General features: G+C 63.0%; 12 protein-coding genes and 2 tRNA genes. 5 read left to right on the top strand and 9 right to left on the bottom strand.

The window, feature by feature from the left end; genetic code table 11:
* Nucleotide 1: 1 nt before the first annotated feature.
* Both ABDZ98_RS12130 and ABDZ98_RS12125 read right to left on the bottom strand, forming a co-directional pair.
* A complete protein-coding gene (locus ABDZ98_RS12130) occupies nucleotides 2–535 on the bottom strand; it encodes a SixA phosphatase family protein (RefSeq protein ID WP_343808286.1) in 534 nt (177 codons plus the stop codon).
* The gene (locus ABDZ98_RS12125; protein WP_343808283.1) at nucleotides 532–3,297 is read right to left on the bottom strand and encodes an ATP-dependent DNA helicase; all 2,766 of its coding nucleotides are present in this window, start codon (nucleotides 3,295–3,297) and stop codon (nucleotides 532–534) included. Before ABDZ98_RS12125 ends, ABDZ98_RS12130 begins: the two co-directional genes overlap by 4 nt.
* A gap of 239 nt (nucleotides 3,298–3,536) precedes the next feature.
* Between ABDZ98_RS12125 and ABDZ98_RS12120 the strand changes: the two genes are divergently transcribed.
* Nucleotides 3,537–4,697: a hypothetical protein gene (locus ABDZ98_RS12120; protein WP_343808280.1), complete on the top strand. Its 1,161-nt coding sequence runs from the start codon at nucleotides 3,537–3,539 to the stop codon at nucleotides 4,695–4,697.
* A gap of 88 nt (nucleotides 4,698–4,785) precedes the next feature.
* Here ABDZ98_RS12120 and ABDZ98_RS12115 read toward each other — a convergent pair whose 3' ends face one another.
* On the bottom strand, nucleotides 4,786–6,294 hold the full coding sequence (locus tag ABDZ98_RS12115; RefSeq protein ID WP_343808277.1) for a tannase/feruloyl esterase family alpha/beta hydrolase: 1,509 nt from the start codon (nucleotides 6,292–6,294) through the stop codon (nucleotides 4,786–4,788).
* Nucleotides 6,295–6,520: 226 nt separating this feature from the next.
* Here ABDZ98_RS12115 and ABDZ98_RS12110 point away from each other — a divergent pair, with 226 nt between their 5' ends.
* From ABDZ98_RS12110 to ABDZ98_RS12100, 3 genes are all read left to right on the top strand, one after another.
* Nucleotides 6,521–8,314: a MoaF N-terminal domain-containing protein gene (locus tag ABDZ98_RS12110; protein ID WP_343808274.1), complete on the top strand. Its 1,794-nt coding sequence runs from the start codon at nucleotides 6,521–6,523 to the stop codon at nucleotides 8,312–8,314.
* 4 nt (nucleotides 8,315–8,318) lie between these two features.
* A complete protein-coding gene (locus ABDZ98_RS12105) occupies nucleotides 8,319–8,825 on the top strand; it encodes a hypothetical protein (protein ID WP_343808270.1) in 507 nt (168 codons plus the stop codon).
* 98 nt (nucleotides 8,826–8,923) lie between these two features.
* On the top strand, nucleotides 8,924–10,534 hold the full coding sequence (locus tag ABDZ98_RS12100; protein WP_343808957.1) for a lysine--tRNA ligase: 1,611 nt from the start codon (nucleotides 8,924–8,926) through the stop codon (nucleotides 10,532–10,534).
* A gap of 49 nt (nucleotides 10,535–10,583) precedes the next feature.
* Here the strand turns inward: ABDZ98_RS12100 and ABDZ98_RS12095 are convergent, their stop codons facing one another.
* Nucleotides 10,584–11,261 carry a prolyl hydroxylase family protein gene (locus ABDZ98_RS12095; RefSeq protein WP_343808267.1) on the bottom strand — a complete coding sequence of 226 codons (678 nt, stop codon included), beginning with the start codon at nucleotides 11,259–11,261 and terminating at the stop codon, nucleotides 10,584–10,586.
* A gap of 106 nt (nucleotides 11,262–11,367) precedes the next feature.
* Nucleotides 11,368–12,465, bottom strand: coding sequence for an RcnB family protein (locus ABDZ98_RS12090; RefSeq protein ID WP_343808264.1), 1,098 nt, complete (start codon nucleotides 12,463–12,465; stop codon nucleotides 11,368–11,370).
* A gap of 215 nt (nucleotides 12,466–12,680) precedes the next feature.
* Between ABDZ98_RS12090 and ABDZ98_RS12085 the strand changes: the two genes are divergently transcribed.
* Nucleotides 12,681–13,265: a pyridoxamine 5'-phosphate oxidase family protein gene (locus ABDZ98_RS12085; protein WP_343808261.1), complete on the top strand. Its 585-nt coding sequence runs from the start codon at nucleotides 12,681–12,683 to the stop codon at nucleotides 13,263–13,265.
* A gap of 4 nt (nucleotides 13,266–13,269) precedes the next feature.
* Here the strand turns inward: ABDZ98_RS12085 and ettA are convergent, their stop codons facing one another.
* The 4 genes from ettA to ABDZ98_RS12065 form a co-directional block, all read right to left on the bottom strand.
* The gene (gene ettA / locus ABDZ98_RS12080; RefSeq protein WP_343808258.1) at nucleotides 13,270–14,949 is read right to left on the bottom strand and encodes an energy-dependent translational throttle protein EttA; all 1,680 of its coding nucleotides are present in this window, start codon (nucleotides 14,947–14,949) and stop codon (nucleotides 13,270–13,272) included.
* A 138-nt stretch (nucleotides 14,950–15,087) separates the two neighbouring features.
* Nucleotides 15,088–15,164: transfer RNA gene (locus ABDZ98_RS12075), tRNA-Pro, on the bottom strand.
* A 22-nt stretch (nucleotides 15,165–15,186) separates the two neighbouring features.
* Nucleotides 15,187–15,263: transfer RNA gene (locus ABDZ98_RS12070), tRNA-Ile, on the bottom strand.
* Between the two features lie 79 nt (nucleotides 15,264–15,342).
* Nucleotides 15,343–16,347 (bottom strand): polysaccharide deacetylase family protein, encoded by a 1,005-nt coding sequence (locus ABDZ98_RS12065; RefSeq protein ID WP_425543042.1) that lies wholly within the window; start codon nucleotides 16,345–16,347, stop codon nucleotides 15,343–15,345.
* Nucleotides 16,348–16,377: the final 30 nt, after the last annotated feature.

Below are 16,377 nucleotides of genomic sequence, written 5' to 3'. Positions count from 1 at the left end.
TTCAGCGGACCCTTTCTGGCCCCAATTCCGGATCGAGATCGCGCGGGCGTGAGAAATGCACCAGCTTTCCGCAGCCGGGGGCGATTTCCGCCCAGTCGTCAATATCCAGTTCGAACACGGCGAAAGCGGCGGTGGGATATTTGGTCATCACCTCGCCGAATATCGTGTTTTCATTATCAGGGGCCACCAGGTCCAGCGCGAGTTCCTGCAGGCCGGGATTATGCGCCGCCAGCAGCAGGCCTTTGCAATCCCCGCCATGCTCGCGAATCAGGCGCAGCAGCGTGGAGCTATCGGCCAGATAGGCCTGGTCACAAAAAATGATCGGCTGGGGCAGGCCCGAGGCATCCAGCGTGCGCCGGACACGCTCTGCCGGACTGGCAATGATGGCGTCCCACGCTGCCCCGTGATCGCGAATATGCTTGCCCATCAAGGCGGCACCCTTGCGGCCGCGCTTGTTCAGGCCGCGATCGAAATCTCGCAGCGACAGGTCATCCCAATCAGATTTGGCGTGCCGCAAAAGGCCGAGCAGTTTCACCGCGCCTCATCCTCTTCATGCGTCCCCGCGTTGACATGATCCACCAAAGCACTTGCGCTGACACGTTGTAAAGCCTCCTCCAGCGTCAGGCGCGTGACGGGCGTCCCTTCAGGGAAGGCGGACAGCAGGCGAGAGGGAAAAGCAGCCGACAGGACGATGAATTGTCCGCGATCGTCCTTGCTGCGAATCAGCCGCCCGAAGGCCTGTGCCAGGCGTGCGCGGATGATCCGGTCATCATAGGCAGAACCGCCCCCTGCTGCCCGCCGGGCGCGGTGCAGGATGCTGGGTTTGGGCCAGGGCACCTGTTCCATCACCACGCAGCGAAGCGAATGGCCGGCCACATCCACACCGTCACGCAAGGCATCTGTGCCCAGCAGGCTGGATCGCGGATCGTCGCGGAAGATATCCACCAGAGTGCCGGTATCGATGGGATCGACATGCTGGGCGTACAGCGCAAGGCCCGCACGGGCGAGCCGGTCAGCAATGCGGCCATGCACGGCGCGCAGGCGGCGGATGGCGGTAAACAGGCCCAGCACGCCGCCGCCGCTCGCCTCTATGATCCTTGCATAGGCTCCGGCCAGCGCGGCCAGATCGCCCTTCTTCACATCGGTGACGATCAGCACTTCGGAGTTGGCGGCGTAATCGAACGGACTCTCACTGGAAGAGAGGATCGGCGCATGTTCAAGATGAAGCGCGCCGGAGCGGGCGAGGGCGCTGTCCCAGTCGGGCCCGTCGCGCAAGGTGGCGCTGGTGAGCATGACCCCGTGTGTCCCCTCCAGCACTGCCCGGGCGAACGGCTTGGTGGGATCGAGGAAGCGGCGGTGCAGCCCGATATCGAACTCGCGCGCGTCCGAGCGGTCGACGGCCAGCCAGTCGACGAATTCCGGACTGCCCAGATTGTCACCATCGACGCCGCCCATCCGCTCCAGCAGCGCTTCCCATGCGGCCAGCGTCTCGATCCGCCAGGCGAGCGAATGGCGCGCGCCTTCTATCCGTGCGCGGCCTTGCGCATCCAGCCAGTCGGGCGCGTCTTCCTGCATCGCCTCCAGCCGCACACCCAGCCGGATCAGCGGCTGGCGGATGGCACCCAGCGCGATGGCGGCCTGCTGTGCCAGTTCCACGAAATTGCCTTCCAGCTGCGCGGCCTCTGTCTCAATGCCATAGCCCGCTTCCTGCCCGCCGCTCTCATCGCGGGCATAGGTGAGCGCGCGGACGGCGGCGAACAGCGTTTCCAGCGGGCCTGAAGGCTCGCCATCGGCCAGACGTTGCAGCCAGCCACCGCCGGGCAGCGCCTCTGCCGCAGCGCAGGCCGCGGCGATCGCCTTGCCGCCCTGCTCATCATAGCTGGCGACATCGGCCAGCCGCGCGGCCAGTCCCCTGCGGCGCCCCTTGGACCCGCGCTCCGGGCCCAGGATCCAGCGTTTGAGCTCAATCGCTTCCTGCCCCGTCAATGCGGCGGAGAAGGTGGAATCGGCAGCCTCGAACACATGGTGGCCTTCGTCGAAGATTATGCGGGTGGGGCGCTGCGCATGATCGCGGCCTCCCAGATTTCCCGCCCGCGCGGCATTGACCATCACCAGCGCATGGTTGGCGATGACCAGATCGGCCTGTGCACTGGCGCGCGCCGCGCGTTCGATGAAGCATTTGCGATAATGCGGGCAGCCGGCATAGACGCATTCCCCCCGCTGATCGGTCAGTGACCGGATGGCGCGGCTGCGGAACAAGGTGCCAAGCCAGCCGGGCAGATCGCCGCCGATCATGTCTCCGTCGCGCGAATAGGCGGCCCAGCGGGCCACCAGCTGCGCCAGGATTGCCGCGCGCCCGCCAAAGCCGCCTTGCAGGGCATCTTCCAGATTGAGCAGGCACAGGTAATTCTCCCGCCCCTTGCGGATCACCACCGGGCGGGTTCCGTCGGGGCGTTCCTCCGGCCAGGCGCGGGCGCTTTCGCTGCGCAGCTGGCGCTGCAAATTCTTGGTGAAGGTGGACACCCACACCGTGCCGCCCGATGCGCCTGCCCACAGCGAGGCGGGAGCCAGATAGCCCAATGTCTTGCCGATACCCGTGCCGGCCTGCGCCAGCAGCATGTGCGGTGCATCGCGCTTGCTGCGCGGGGCGAATATGCGCGCGACATTGCTGGCATAATTGCGCTGGCCTTCGCGGTCTTCCGCCCCTGTGCCGGTCAGGCGGGCGAGCTGGGCCAGCACGGCATCATCATCCAGCGTGATCTGCACCGGCTGGGGGCGCTCGCCTGCCTCCTCCCATTCAGGCAGCCGCGAAAACAGCCATTTCTCCGCCTTTTCGGGCTGTCGTATATGCGGCGCGAGCACCTGTGCCCACGGCCAGCGCAGCCGCGCCAGCGATTGCAGCGCGCTCCACGCGCCTTCACGCTCTTTCCACTCGTCCGCCTGGCAGGTGGCAAGCAGCATGGCGGCGGCCTGTTGCAGGAAGGCGGGTACATCGTCGCCGCCCTCCGGCTCCTCCAGCCCCAGTGCATGCGCCAGCCCCTTGGGCGTGGGTACGCAGAAGCGCGCAGGGTGAATGAAGGCGAACAGTTCGAGCAGATCGAGACCGGACAGGTCGGGATATCCCAGCCGCGTGGCCACCAGCGGGGCATTGATGATCAGCAGCGGCGTATCGGCTGCGGCCATCACCGCCTCGCCCTTGCCCAGCGTGCGCGTTTCACCATCGGCACCGTCCCGCGGCGTGCGCAGCCAGCAACCGGCGTGGCTGGCGTGCAGGGCGGGAAGGGAGAGTGAAACCATGCCCCTGAATGGGGAGATGCAGAGGCAAAGTAAATCCGCAGCCTGACCGCAATCCACCTATCCGGTGCAGAGAGTTCGGGTGGCCAGTCTGATCGTTCAGGCCCATCAATCCGCCGCAAGGAGAAGGCGGCCTGCCGTTGGAGAATTCAAAATATATACATGAAATCAATATTCTAACAGCAAGATGAACGCGAGATGACGGGAACGCCCGAGTAATCTCGGCGGTTTCTCATCCCGCTATGAACAGGAAAATCACTCTCGCTCGCTGTGCCGGTTCCGCGATTGCCGCGGCGCTGGCGCTTGGTTCAACCCAGGGCCTGGCGCAGGATATCCCGACTGCTTCACCATCGTCGGCCCCGTCCGCATCCACACCTACGGTCACGCCCATGCCGTCGCCTTCACCTGCACCTTCACCAGCGGCCAGCCAGCCGGTGCTGCAATGGCCGGTGACGCCGACCCCGTCTGCCGCAACTAATCCCGGTCAGCTCGCGTCGCCTGCATCCACTCCTGCGGCAACGCGGGTGACGGTGTCGCGGCCCGTGGTTCAGCAAGTGCCGGTCGAGACCCCCACTGAAGCGCAAACCACACCTGAAGCTACTCCCGACACCCAATCCCGCGCGGCGGTGACACCGAATGCCGCCAGCGTCCCGGCGGCGACTCGTACAATCACCACCGCCAATCCGCAGCCAGCGTCTCCCGTCACCCCGCAGGCACCTGCGGATGAAGCTGCTGTCCAGGCTGACGCTCCGCCACCCGCGGTCAACAGCGCGCCTGTTTCACAGCCACGGCAGGTGGTTGATAGTCCTGAGCGCAGCTGGCCTGTTGGCGGATTTCTGCTCGGCCTTGCATTGATCGGTCTGGCGATCCTCGCCTTCTTCGGTCTGCGCCGTCGCCGCAAGGGTGCAGTACCGGTGATTGAGCGCCCGAAGGTTGGTGCGGCAAATGTTGCCCATCGCCCCTCGACCGCTGATCCCTCGATCAAGCAGCCTGCGCCAGCGGACCCATCCGGATTGCTTGATGCAAGGCGGCAGGCTCCGCCCGCTTTCCTTGCCAGCGGATTTGGCGGCATGACCCATTTCGAACAGCAGCCAGCGGGTGATCCCAAGGCGCAGTTGCAGGAAACCGATGGTGGTCTGCCCCATGCAGGCGCGGCGATTGCACTGCCGGTGCGGGCTCCGTCCGATCCGCAGGAGCGCAAGGAATTGCTGGAGCGCATGGTGGCCGCCCGTCCTGATCGCGCCAATCCGTTCCGTTCCCCCAAATCGCGCCGCCACCGTGCCCGGCTGATCCTGCAATGCCTGGGCCGGAAGTTCGAGAATGGCCGGTCGTCCATCGATTTCAGCCAGTATCCGATGAACTGGCCGGAGCTGGCCCGGTCCGATTACTCCGCCGTTGCCTGACGGGCAGCCATGAAAGAACAGCAATAACAGAAGGGGCGGCACCTCCATCAGGTGCCGCCCCTTTGTTTTCAGCTGTGCGATCCGCCGATCAGGTGCGCGGTACGCAAGTCCACTTGTCCGGATCGTTGGCATCGCCAGCGCCTTCGCCTTCGAAGCGCGCGACATTGGGCCAGGCGCAATGGGCGCGGGTGATCGATCCATCGGCCTTGGTGCCGATCAGGCGGGCAGGGGCCTCACCGCTCGATACCCAGTCATCCATGGCGGAGACGTAATCCACCATGTCGGCGCCCGGTCCGCCGCGGCAATGGCCGACGCCGGGCAGGGTGAAGTAGCGGAACTGTTCAGCCGCCGCCGCATTCCCGGCCATTACCGCCTGCGCATAGTCCAGCGTGCCAACCGGGCTGGGGCCGGGGTCACTTTCGCCGTGCCATAGCATCAGGCGGCCGCCATTGGCGAAGAATGCCGACAGGTCGGGGTCCTTCGCCTCATACATGGCCGCAAACGGGCTGGCGCGCACGGCCAGATAATTGGCATCGGTGAAGGCGCTGAAACTGACCTTTTCGCTGCCGAAGAACAGCGGGGCGAGGTTGGCCAGGCCGCCGCCGCCGGTGGCATCATTGCCTGCGCCATCGGTGCCGACAAACAGGCTCCAGCCCGCTTCACCGCCCCGGCGCATGGGCAACATGGACCAGCTGCCATCGGATGCCCTTACGCCGTCATAGATGGTTTGCAGCGCGGTAACCTGCGGCGCGGTGAGGCAGGTGGCGGTCTTGCCCGCTTCGCATTGCAGGCTGGCAGGCTGCCAGCCGCACGATGCGGGATCGTTGACGATGCCATCTTCCAGCCCGTCCGCCGCATCGCACATCGCCAGAACGGAGGATTGCACCAGTTGCAGGTCTTCCATGGAGAAGCCGCCCGCGCCGCCGCCAGCAGCAAAGGTCTGGTTGCGGAACACGGCGCTGGTCTGCACCTGCAGGGTGTAGACGGGAGCACCGGCGATGATCGCGTCATAATCGGTGGGGTAACGCTGCGCTTCCATCAACGCCATGCGTCCGCCGGTGGAGCAACCCTGGAAATAGGCCCGGTCATGCTCGCGGCCATAGAAGCTGGAGGCCACGCTCTTGCCCGCCACGGTCATTTCATGAACCGCGCGGTGGGAGAAATCCTCCGCCGAAGCGGGGCGTTCAGCCACCCAGCTATTGGCCCACACATCGGTGCCCGCATTGCCGCCATCGGTCTGCAAGGTGGCATAGCCCTTTGCCAGGCCTTCGCCCGCCGCCTGAATGGTGACATTGCCGGCCCAGCCGCCGCCGCCAAGGCCCAGCAGCTTGCCGTTCCACGCCTCTGGCAGGCGATAGACCACGCCGATGGTGGAGCCTTCAACCGGGGTCAGCGTGGCGCTGATTTCGCAAAAAGCGGGCATTTCCTCGGCCGCTTCCACCCAAGTGGCGGAGCCGTCCTGACCGCCCAGCACTGAAACATCGAAGTTGGCGCAGTCCTCGGCCGTGGCCATGGTGAGGGCGGCGGGCTCCGGCGTGGCATCGGAGCACGAGGCAAGCGCGAGCGCTGCCAGGCTGACTGTGGCAATCTTTTTCAAGGCAAATCCCCAATTATGATTTATCGAATGAAGCTACCTTGAGGCTCGCAAACTGCCAACCGTCTTCTTGCGTGCGCCATCACGTTTTACCAGCAACTTCGCCGGTGGCCCTCAATGACCAAATTCCGAAAAAAGCGGCGCGATTACTATCGGAACGCTGGTTGGCGCTGGACTGGGAAGAACTGCCTGTTAGGCTCCGCGCAATACAAAGGGGAGAGGGGACTCAATGCCAAGTAAAGCTTATCCCGATTTGCCACTATTTCGCGTCGACTGGACCGCGATGACAGAGGCTGCCATCAACTCGAAACTGGACGCCGTCGCCAATACCGGGCCCAAGTGCGCCTCGCAGACCGATCTGTCGCTGGCGGGAAAGACCCTGCAGATCGTCTGCGACAAGGGAACCACCGGCGTTGATGGTCCGTCATTGTCGTACCGCTTCGGCACCGGCAACCGCCTGTCGTTGAGCGAAAATGCCGGTGCAGCGGTCAATGCGGGCTATGCGGCGCTGGATATGGGCGATCTCACCTTCTTTGCCCACCTGCTGCCTGGCAGCATGCGCGGCTATGCCGTGGTTGTCGATAATCACACCCACTCCGCCACTGTGCTGGAACTGTGGTTCGGCGGATATGACAAGCGCAAGCGCGAAGTCATGCGCGAGATCTACCAGGGCTATGTCCATGTTGACGGGCAGGCGCCGAGCGAGGTCCGCCACGCCTTCAACAACCGGCTGGAAGGTGCGGGGTATTTCTGGCGGCAGGACAATGGCGCCGAGACGCTCGAATTCTATCCGTCGATTGCCTACACCCACTGGGTAGAGCTCAGCCGGATGAGCCGCTCGCTGGGGCATTGTGCACCGGCTGATTATATCGAGATCGGTCACGGCAAATATATCTACACCCGCACCGAATGCGAATTTTCCGGCATCTTCACCGTCTATGCGATGGATGTGAACGCGCTGAAGCAGGTTGGCCTCAGGCTTGGCTTCAACGCAGCCGATGAGCTGGAATTCCAGGTCTTCCGCGGCGAAGGCGAGTGGCTGGGCCAGATCGCCAAGTTCGAACAGTTTGGTGTGACCGATGGCGGGCCGATGCTGCCGCGTCCGGGGCCGGGCCAATCCGGCGATGTCAATGCCACGGCCAAGGGCGCGCGGGCGGTTTATCGCCCGATGGAAACCTATGCCACCATGACCAGGGAAGAGGTCAACGCGGTCGTGCCAGAGAATACGCGGGTCTTCGCCCAGCGGGTTGTCGCGGGAAGCGGGGCCACCGGCATGGCGGCCAACGTCGATACCCCCAGCGACAAGCTGATCGGCAAGTCGGCAACCGTGCGGTATGACAATGGCCCGGTGATGGATTACGAATTCACCAGCGTGGACGAGTTGCGCTGGCGCATGGATGGCGGGGCCTGGAAGAGCACGCGATATCACGCCTGGGAAGCGATCGACGATGTGTTCCTGATGGGCCATGTCCTCGAAGGAACGGAGAACCACGATGGCCACATCGTCGTGCTCGACTTCGAGGAAGGCAAGGCGACTTGCTACAACGGCTATCTCAACACGCCCTATATCGCCAATGAGGCGGGGTGCCGCCCGATGTTCGGCAAGCTGATATCGGAAGGCGTTCCCAATCCCGGCATAGCGCGGCATGAATTCACCGAGGACATGCTGGGCCGCTGTATCACTTACAGCTATTCCCCCGGCCTCACCTCGATGCATTTCTATTCGACGCCGGGAACGACCAGCTGGATCATCTTCACGCCCACGGGTGCGGCGGGTCTGGAATGGTCCGGTTCGGGTGGACAGATCAAGGTGAGGGACGGGCTGTATTTCCTCTACTGGATCGAGGAGGCCTGCAACGGCACGCTCGGCACGATCCTGCTGAACATGCGCACCATGCATGACATCGGCATCGGCTATCACTGCGGCACGGAAGGCCTGAGCATGAGCCCGGTCGGCGCCTTGCTGCGGCACGCGGGCCAGTTCGATCTCGATCGTTTCTTTGAACACCGGACAAGGGGATAAGGTCATGAGCAAGACCACAGACACCACTCGCCGTTCCTTCCTCAAATCCGGCGCGCTGGTTGCGGCGCCGGTGGCAGCGGTTGCCTTTCCGGCTGCCGCTCTGGCAGGGGATGGCAGCAAGGCCGCGCTTGCCCGCCTGCAGGACGAACGGGCGATCGAAGCGCTCAATCGGGATTTTCTGCGCGCTTTCAACCAGGGCGGGGCGCAGGGCACCGCAGATCTGTTCGCCAATCGCGGGGCACCCAGAATTGCCAAGGGAATCAGCAGGCTGAGCATGGACCTGGCCGAAGCACCAGGGAGCTTCGCCATTGCCGAGGACGGGATCAGCGCCGCCGCCAGCTATGACTGCCATGTCGAAGTGACGGAGGAACTGGAAGGGCACGAAACCATCGTCCAGATGGCGCGCATGCAGGGCAATTCGGCAGTCCTGCAGTCTGAACGCAGGACCCTGTCGGCGCATTATTCCAAGCGCGATGATGGATGGATGATCACCGATATCGAACTGGCCTGACTTCAAGGCCGCGATGAAGAACCGGAAGGGGCGGCCTGCGGGTCGCCCCTTTATTCGCGCTTGCACAATATGGGGCGATGCGCAAAAGCCCCGCCACCATGTTTGATGATGATCTGATCTCCGCCGCCCGCGTATCCAAGGCCTGGCCGTTCCAGGAAGCCATGAAGCTCGCCAAGCGTTTCAACGGCCCCAAGCCCGGCGGCGAAGCGGTGATTTTCGAAACCGGCTATGGCCCGTCGGGCCTGCCGCATATCGGCACGTTTCAGGAAGTGCTGCGGACCACGCTTGTGCGCCGCGCCTATGAAATCGTGGCGTCCGAAAACGGCGCGCCTGCTCCCACCCGGCTGATTGCCTTCAGCGATGATATGGACGGGCTGCGCAAGGTGCCCGACAATGTTCCGAACAAGGACATGCTGGAGCGCCATCTGGGCATTCCGCTCAGCCGCATTCCCGATCCGTTCGGTTCGAACCGCAGCTTTGCCCATCACAACAACGCCAAATTGTGCGAATTCCTCGACCAGTTCGGTTTCGATTATGAATTCGTCTCCGCTTCAGATCGCTACAATTCGGGCGCGTTTGACGAGGCGTTGAAGCAGGTCCTGCGCAAGTATGATGCGATCCAGGACATCATGCTGCCGACCCTGCGTGAGGAACGCCGCAAGACCTATTCTTCCGTGCTTCCGGTCAGCCCGAAAAGCGGCGCGGTGTTGCAGGTTCCGGTCGAGGTCGTCGATGCAGAGGCGGGCATGGTCCGCTTCGAAGATGACGGCGAGATGGTCGAACAATGCATCTTTGGCGGGCGTGCGAAATTGCAGTGGAAGGTCGATTGGGCCATGCGCTGGTATGCGCTGGGCGTCGATTATGAGATGTGCGGCAAGGACCTGACCGACAGTGTCACCCAGTCCGGAAGGATCGTTCAGGTACTGGGCGGGCGCAAGCCCGAAGGCATGATCTACGAGCTGTTCCTGGATGCCAATGGCGAGAAGATTTCCAAGTCCAGGGGCAATGGCCTGTCGATCGAGGACTGGCTGACCTATGGCAGCGAGGAGAGCCTTGGCCATTACCTGTTCGCCAATCCCAAGAGCGCCAAGCAGCTGCATGTGGGCGTAATCCCGCGCGCGGTGGATGAATACTGGCAGTTCCGCGCCGCCATTCCGGGGCAGGAAATCGCCAAGCAGCTGGGCAATCCCGCATGGCACCTGCTGCGCGCCTGCAATGACGGCAAGGGCGCGGGCGACACGCTGCCCGTTACGTATGGCCTGCTGCTCAACCTGGTGGGCGTGCTGGGGGCTGATGCCACGCGGGAGCAGGTGTGGTCCTATCTGGGCAATTACGTGCACGACGCATCGCCCGAGGCCTATCCCGATCTGGATGTGCTGGTGGGCACGGCGCTGGCCTATAACCGCGATTTCGTGGCGCCGACGCTGAACAAGCGCGCGCCGACGCCCAATGAAGCCGCTGCCTTGCGCGAACTGGACGCCTATCTGGCGCAAACCGCGCCCGATACTTCGGCCGAGGATCTGCAGACGCAGGTCTATGAAATCGGCAAGAAGGAGGAATACGGTTTCGAAAGCCTGCGCGACTGGTTCCGGGCGCTGTACGAAACCCTGCTGGGTTCTGCACAGGGGCCGCGCATGGGCAGTTTCATCGCGCTTTACGGTATCGCCAACAGCCGCAAGCTGATTGCAGAGGCGCTAGAAAAGGCCTGAACGGGCCTGAACTGCACCAGAGTGCAGTCGGGCGGAATTCAGCCCCGGCCTAATTCCACTTACGGGTGCGATACCATTTGGTGATGATATATTTCGCGCCGCGCACCACTGGCCGGCCGGCGTGGAATGTCTTGAGATTGGGAATGCCGTCCACATCGGCATTGTTCCACAAAAGCAGCACGCCGGGCTTGGGCTCTATCGACAGGCCGATGTCGACGAAATCGGTGGTGCCGCCTGCTTCCACATCGTTGAGGAAGGCCATGGCGGTGAAGCTGCGCTGTCCGCCGCGGTTCATCTCGATATCCCAATAGCTGGTGCCGGGGTGGAACCAGTCATGGTGCGGCTGGAATTCCTGCCCGGGCATATAGCGCTGGCCCTGGATCGTTTCGCCAAATTCGGGGGCGATGCCGAGCAGGTCATCGATCCGGCGACCGATCTTGCGGATGAACGGATGGTGCGGATCGACATCGCCAGAGTAGGACGTGCGGTAGCCGTCCGCATAATCGAGATCGTAGACGATCGACGGCTTGGCCACTTCATCGATCATCGCCACCATGCGGGCGCATTCCTCGGGGCTGAGGAATTCGCCCACGGCATAGATCTCGGCCTGGTCATTGGGCACCCTCCAGGCTGCCGGGTTGGCCTCCAGCCGTTCACGCACCTTGCGTCCGGCTGTTCGCAGGGCCGCCTGATCGCGGGTGATTTCCTTGGGTCTTGTCGTGTCCATGTGCAGGTGATTCCAAAGCGCGGGCCTTTGCGCAAGCAAAAGCCCCCGCCGCAGTGCGACGGGGGCTTCGTTTGCCGGCCACTCTTCCGGCAACCTGCGGGAGGTTTTACCAGAAGAAATCGTAGATCACGTCCACCACTTCGCCGGTGTATGTGTCTACCAGCAGCACGTCGTCATAGTAACGCACCCACCGGTAATCACCGTAGACTGCAGGGAGGCGATAGCGCCATGGATCGTCGATCCAGTAGCGGCTGCCGAAGAACAGGCTGTCGATGAAGATACCGATGTTCAACCTGCGATAGGAATAATTCCTGTAGGGCGAATAGTAGCTGCCCAGCCGGTAAACGTTGCGGTTGGAATAGCGATAGCGGTTCCAGTCATACCGGTTGTTGTCACGCCAGCGGCGATCCCAGCGGCGCTGGTCCCGGCGGGCATCGCGATATCCTTCACGATAGGAGCCGTTGCGGTCGCGTGAATTGCGATCCCGGTCCCGGTCGCGATAGGTCTGGTTGCGGTCATTGTTACGATAGTCGCGGTTGCGGTCATCATTGCGGTAATCGCGGTTGCGATCATTGTCCGCATAAGTCCGGTTGCGATCGCGATCACGCTCGGCCCGGGTGATGGCGCGGCTGTCGGTTGCACCCAGTCGCTCACCCAGATTGCGGGGAGGCTGGTCACGCTGCTGATTGCGGTCGCGATCCCAGTTCCGGTCGCGGTTCTGGTCCCGGTTCTGGTCATTACGCGCGGTGGAGCGCAGCACCTGCGCACGCTGTTCGCCCTGCCGGTCTATCTGCCGGGCCTGCTGATCGGTGCGGCGGTCAATCTGCCTTGCCGCGCGATCATTGCCATTATCGGCTGCGCGCTGGGCCAGACGGTCACCGCGGTTCTCCACACGCTGTGCACGGACCTCTGCCCGGCGCTCAACCTGGCGGGCCTGCTGGCGCACTTCCTGCGGTACTGCCGGGCGCTGGGCTGCCTGACGGGGGGGCTCCTGACGAGGAGCCTCCTGACGAGGAGCCTCCTGACGGGGAGCTTCCTGGCCGCGATTGCCCCGATTCTGCTGGCGGGTTTCACTGCGCTCAGCGCGATTCTGGTTGCGATCACCGCGATCGCCGCGATCCTGGCGCTGCTCGGATGTATCGGCCCCACTCGCTGCCTGTGCCGGAATGGCGGGAGCCACCATGGCAATGGCCAAAGCGGTCAAACCGCTGGTCTTCAAAAGAGATATAAGACGCATAACCGCATCCTCCTTACTGCTTTGCCGCAGAGTGGGATGCGGCCTTTCTGAAAGCCGGAGTATGCGATTCGCCCTGTCCGTTAACTGAACCGCTTGGTTAGCTTAACGTTCAGATTGAAAGCTCCTGACCTGAACAAAGGTCCATATTGTGATCGGGTCCGCGCGCCGCCAGTTGCGCAGCCATGTTCGTACAGCTTGATCAGATCGAAGTGGATATGCGCAGGAGCCTCGCCGAAGGGGTAAGCAACCGCGCGTCACCCATGCACACGGCCGTGATGGCCACAGCGGATGCAGATTTGCGGGTGATGGTGCTGCGCGCCTTCGATGCGAAGAGCTGGACGGTGCGGCTGCATACCGATGCCAGATCGTCCAAGGTGGCGGTCATAGGCGAGGGTGCGCCGGTGGGGCTGCTGTTCTACGATGCCGAGGCCAGAATCCAGATCCGTGCCAAAGGGGCGGGGCGCATCGAAACGCGCGGCCCCGCAGCCGATGCCGCATGGGCGGCGGCGAGCAATCACGCCAGGCGTTGCTACCTCGCCAATGCTGCACCCGGCAGCGCAATGGCGGCAGCCGGATCAGGCCTGCCCGAAGACGTGGAGGGCCAGCGTCCCAGCGATGACCAGCTAATCCCCGCGCGCGGGAATTTTGCCGTGTTGCAGGTGCAATTGCAGGAGCTGGACTGGCTGTGCCTTGACCATGAAGGACATCGGCGGGCACGATTCGTGATCGCCGACGGGAAATGTCAGGGGACCTTCACGGTCCCCTGATCATTCAGCGCGTCAGTTTCTTGTACTGCAGCTTGGTTGGCCGGTCGGCGGCATCGCCCAGGCGGCGGCGCTTGTCTTCTTCATAGGCCTGGAAGTTGCCTTCGAACCATTCGACATGGCTGTTGCCTTCGAATGCCAGGATATGGGTGGCGAGGCGATCGAGGAAGAAACGATCGTGCGAGATCACCACGGCGCAGCCGGCGAAGTTCTCGATCGCATCTTCCAGCGCGCCCAGCGTTTCCACGTCCAGATCGTTGGTCGGTTCGTCCAGCAGGAGCACGTTGCCGCCCTCCTTCAGCATCTTGGCCATGTGCACGCGGTTGCGTTCACCGCCAGACAGCTTGCCGACGTTCTTCTGCTGGTCCGCGCCCTTGAAGTTGAACGCGCCGACATAGGCCCGGGTCGAAGTCTCGTGCTTGTTGACGGTCATGTAATCGAGACCGTCGGAAATTTCTTCCCACACGTTCTTGGATGGATCGAGGTGATCGCGGCTCTGATCGACGAAGCCGAGGCGGACGGTCTGGCCAATCTCGATTTCACCGCTGTCGGGCGTTTCCTTGCCGGTGATGATCTTGAACAGCGTGGACTTGCCCGCGCCGTTGGGTCCGATCACGCCGACAATGCCGCCGGGCGGCAGCATGAAGTTCAGGTTCTCGAACAACAGCTTGTCACCATAGGCCTTGGTCAGGTTCTTGGCTTCGATCACCTTGCCGCCCAGACGTTCGGGCACCTGGATGACGATCTGCGCCTTGCCCGGCTTGCGGTCGTTCTGCGCGTCCTGCAGCTGCTCGAACTTGCGGATACGCGCCTTGGACTTGGTCTGGCGTGCGGCGGGGGTCTGCCGGATCCACTCCAGCTCTTCCTTCAGCGCCTTGGAGCGGCCACTTTCCTCGCGGTCCTCCTGATCGAGCCGCTTGGCCTTCTTTTCCAGATAGGTGGAATAATTGCCCTCGTACGGGAAATAGCGCCCGCGATCGAGTTCGAGAATCCAGCCCACCACATTGTCGAGGAAGTAGCGGTCATGGGTAATCATCAGCACTGCACCGGCATATTCCGCCAGATGCTTTTCCAGCCATTCGACGCTTTCCGCATCGAGGTGGTTGGTCGGTTCGTCCAACAGCAGGATGGACGGCTTCTGGATCAGCAGGCGGGTCAGCGCGACGCGGCGCTTTTCACCGCCGGACAGGCTTTCCACGCCTGAATCGGACGGCGGGCAGCGCAAGGCTTCCATCGCGATTTCCAGCTGGTTGTCCAGGCTCCAGCCATCGACGGCGTCGATCTTCGCCTGCAGCTCGCCCATTTCTTCCATCAGGGCATCGAAATCGGTGTCGTCCTGCGGATCGCCCATTTCCGCGCTGATCGCGTTGAAACGGTCCACCAGATCGGCGGTGGCGCGGGCGCCATCCTTGACGTTTTCGAGCACGGTCTTGGCCGGATCAAGCTCCGGCTCCTGCGCCAGATAGCCGACGGTGATGTTTTCGCCCGGCCATGCCTCGCCCGTGAAATCCGTATCGATCCCGGCCATGATTTTCATCAGCGTGGATTTACCCACGCCGTTGGGACCCACGATGCCGATCTTGGCACCCTGGTAAAACTGCAGGTCGATGTTTGACAGCACCGGCTTTGGGGCACCGGGGAAAGTCTTGGTCATGCCTTTCATGACATAGGCGTATTGAGCGGCCATTCGTGGTCCTTCGCGGGGGTATCTTGATGTGATTGGATTTGCCCGGGCAGATAGGGATTAACAGGCCCCGGGGCAAGGTGGAGCGTGGTGCGGCGTCACCTGCGATCCATCGGCCATGGCGGTCAATCTGGCGAAGCTTGGTCGGGGAGACAGGATTCGAACCTGCGACATCCTGCTCCCAAAGCAGGCGCGCTACCGGGCTGCGCTACTCCCCGACTCCAAGCTTCTTCGCGAAAATGGTGGGCCCGGCAGGACTCGAACCCGCGACCTAGCCGTTATGAGCGGCCAGCTCTAACCAACTGAGCTACAGGCCCATCACCGAACATGGGCATGCCATTTCCGCGGCGCGGGCACTAGCTTGCATGCGCCCTGCTGGCAAGCGATCAGAATGCATCAATCGCGCACAACGCTGCTCATGATTTCCTTTACCGTGGTCGGCCTTGCTCCGCGCGTCTCCAGATAGGCGAGCACCCGGCGCCACCAGTCGTACAACTGGTCCAGGTCATCCTCATTGCGGACATAGGGCGTGTGGCCCGGCCGCAGCGATGGCGAATGGAAGGAAAACACCAGCAATGGCAGGCCGTCGTCCAGCGCCATGTCCATGCCGCGAATGGCCTCGTCCACGCCCACGCCTTCGGGGGTGAGGGGAATGCGTTCGAGCATGGCCAGCTTGGCCAGCACGCCGCGCAGGGCCGGCACCCGCCACAGCCGCGGGTAGATGTATTTGCCCTGCCGCCGCAACATGCCCCAGAAAGTGGTGGTCAGCGGCAATTCCAGCAGCGTCCGCTCATCATCCAGCCAGTAAGGCTCCAGCGGGAAGGACCAGTAATTGGGACCGCCGGTGCTGGAGTAATCGAACAGCGGGCGCACGGACGTGTCGATCGCAATGCCGTTCTCGGCCAGGAGTTCCGCACTGTTGGGCCCAAGGCCATAGCGACCGGCGCGGTAGATCAGCGGCGCGCTTTCAAAGTTCTTCTCGATCGCGGCGCGCAGGTTCGCCAGCTTGGTCGCTTCCAGATCGCGCGGCAGATTGCCGGCATAGGAATTGTGCTGGTTGACCACTTCATCGAATGGCGGGTTGACCCACGGATGCAGCTGGACGCCGATTTCGGCCCGCCCTGCGGCCAGCGCGGGCTTCAGTATCTCTGCCGCCTGTTTTGATTGGGCGATAGGCCAGTCGACCAGGTAGATCGGCACAATTTGCTGGTTCTCGCAGAATTCCTGGAATTTCTCCAGCCGGTGCACGTGGCCGGTGCTGTGATCGTCGCGGTTGAGCGGACGGTCCCAGTCAAATTCCTCTTCAGTATCGACGGTGAGGATAAAGCGCGTGCCAAATTCTGGCGCAAATCTGGCTTTTGCGCTGGGTGGAGGCGGCTCCACTAAGCTCCGCACCGGCAATGCTCCCCATTTGCAGGCAATAGGCCACAG

This window comes from Alteraurantiacibacter aestuarii (genome assembly GCF_039523595.1).
Classification (GTDB): Bacteria; Pseudomonadota; Alphaproteobacteria; order Sphingomonadales; family Sphingomonadaceae; genus Alteraurantiacibacter; species Alteraurantiacibacter aestuarii.
Note: the sequence above shows the minus strand (reverse complement) of the source record. Positions and strands in the feature narration are given on the sequence as shown.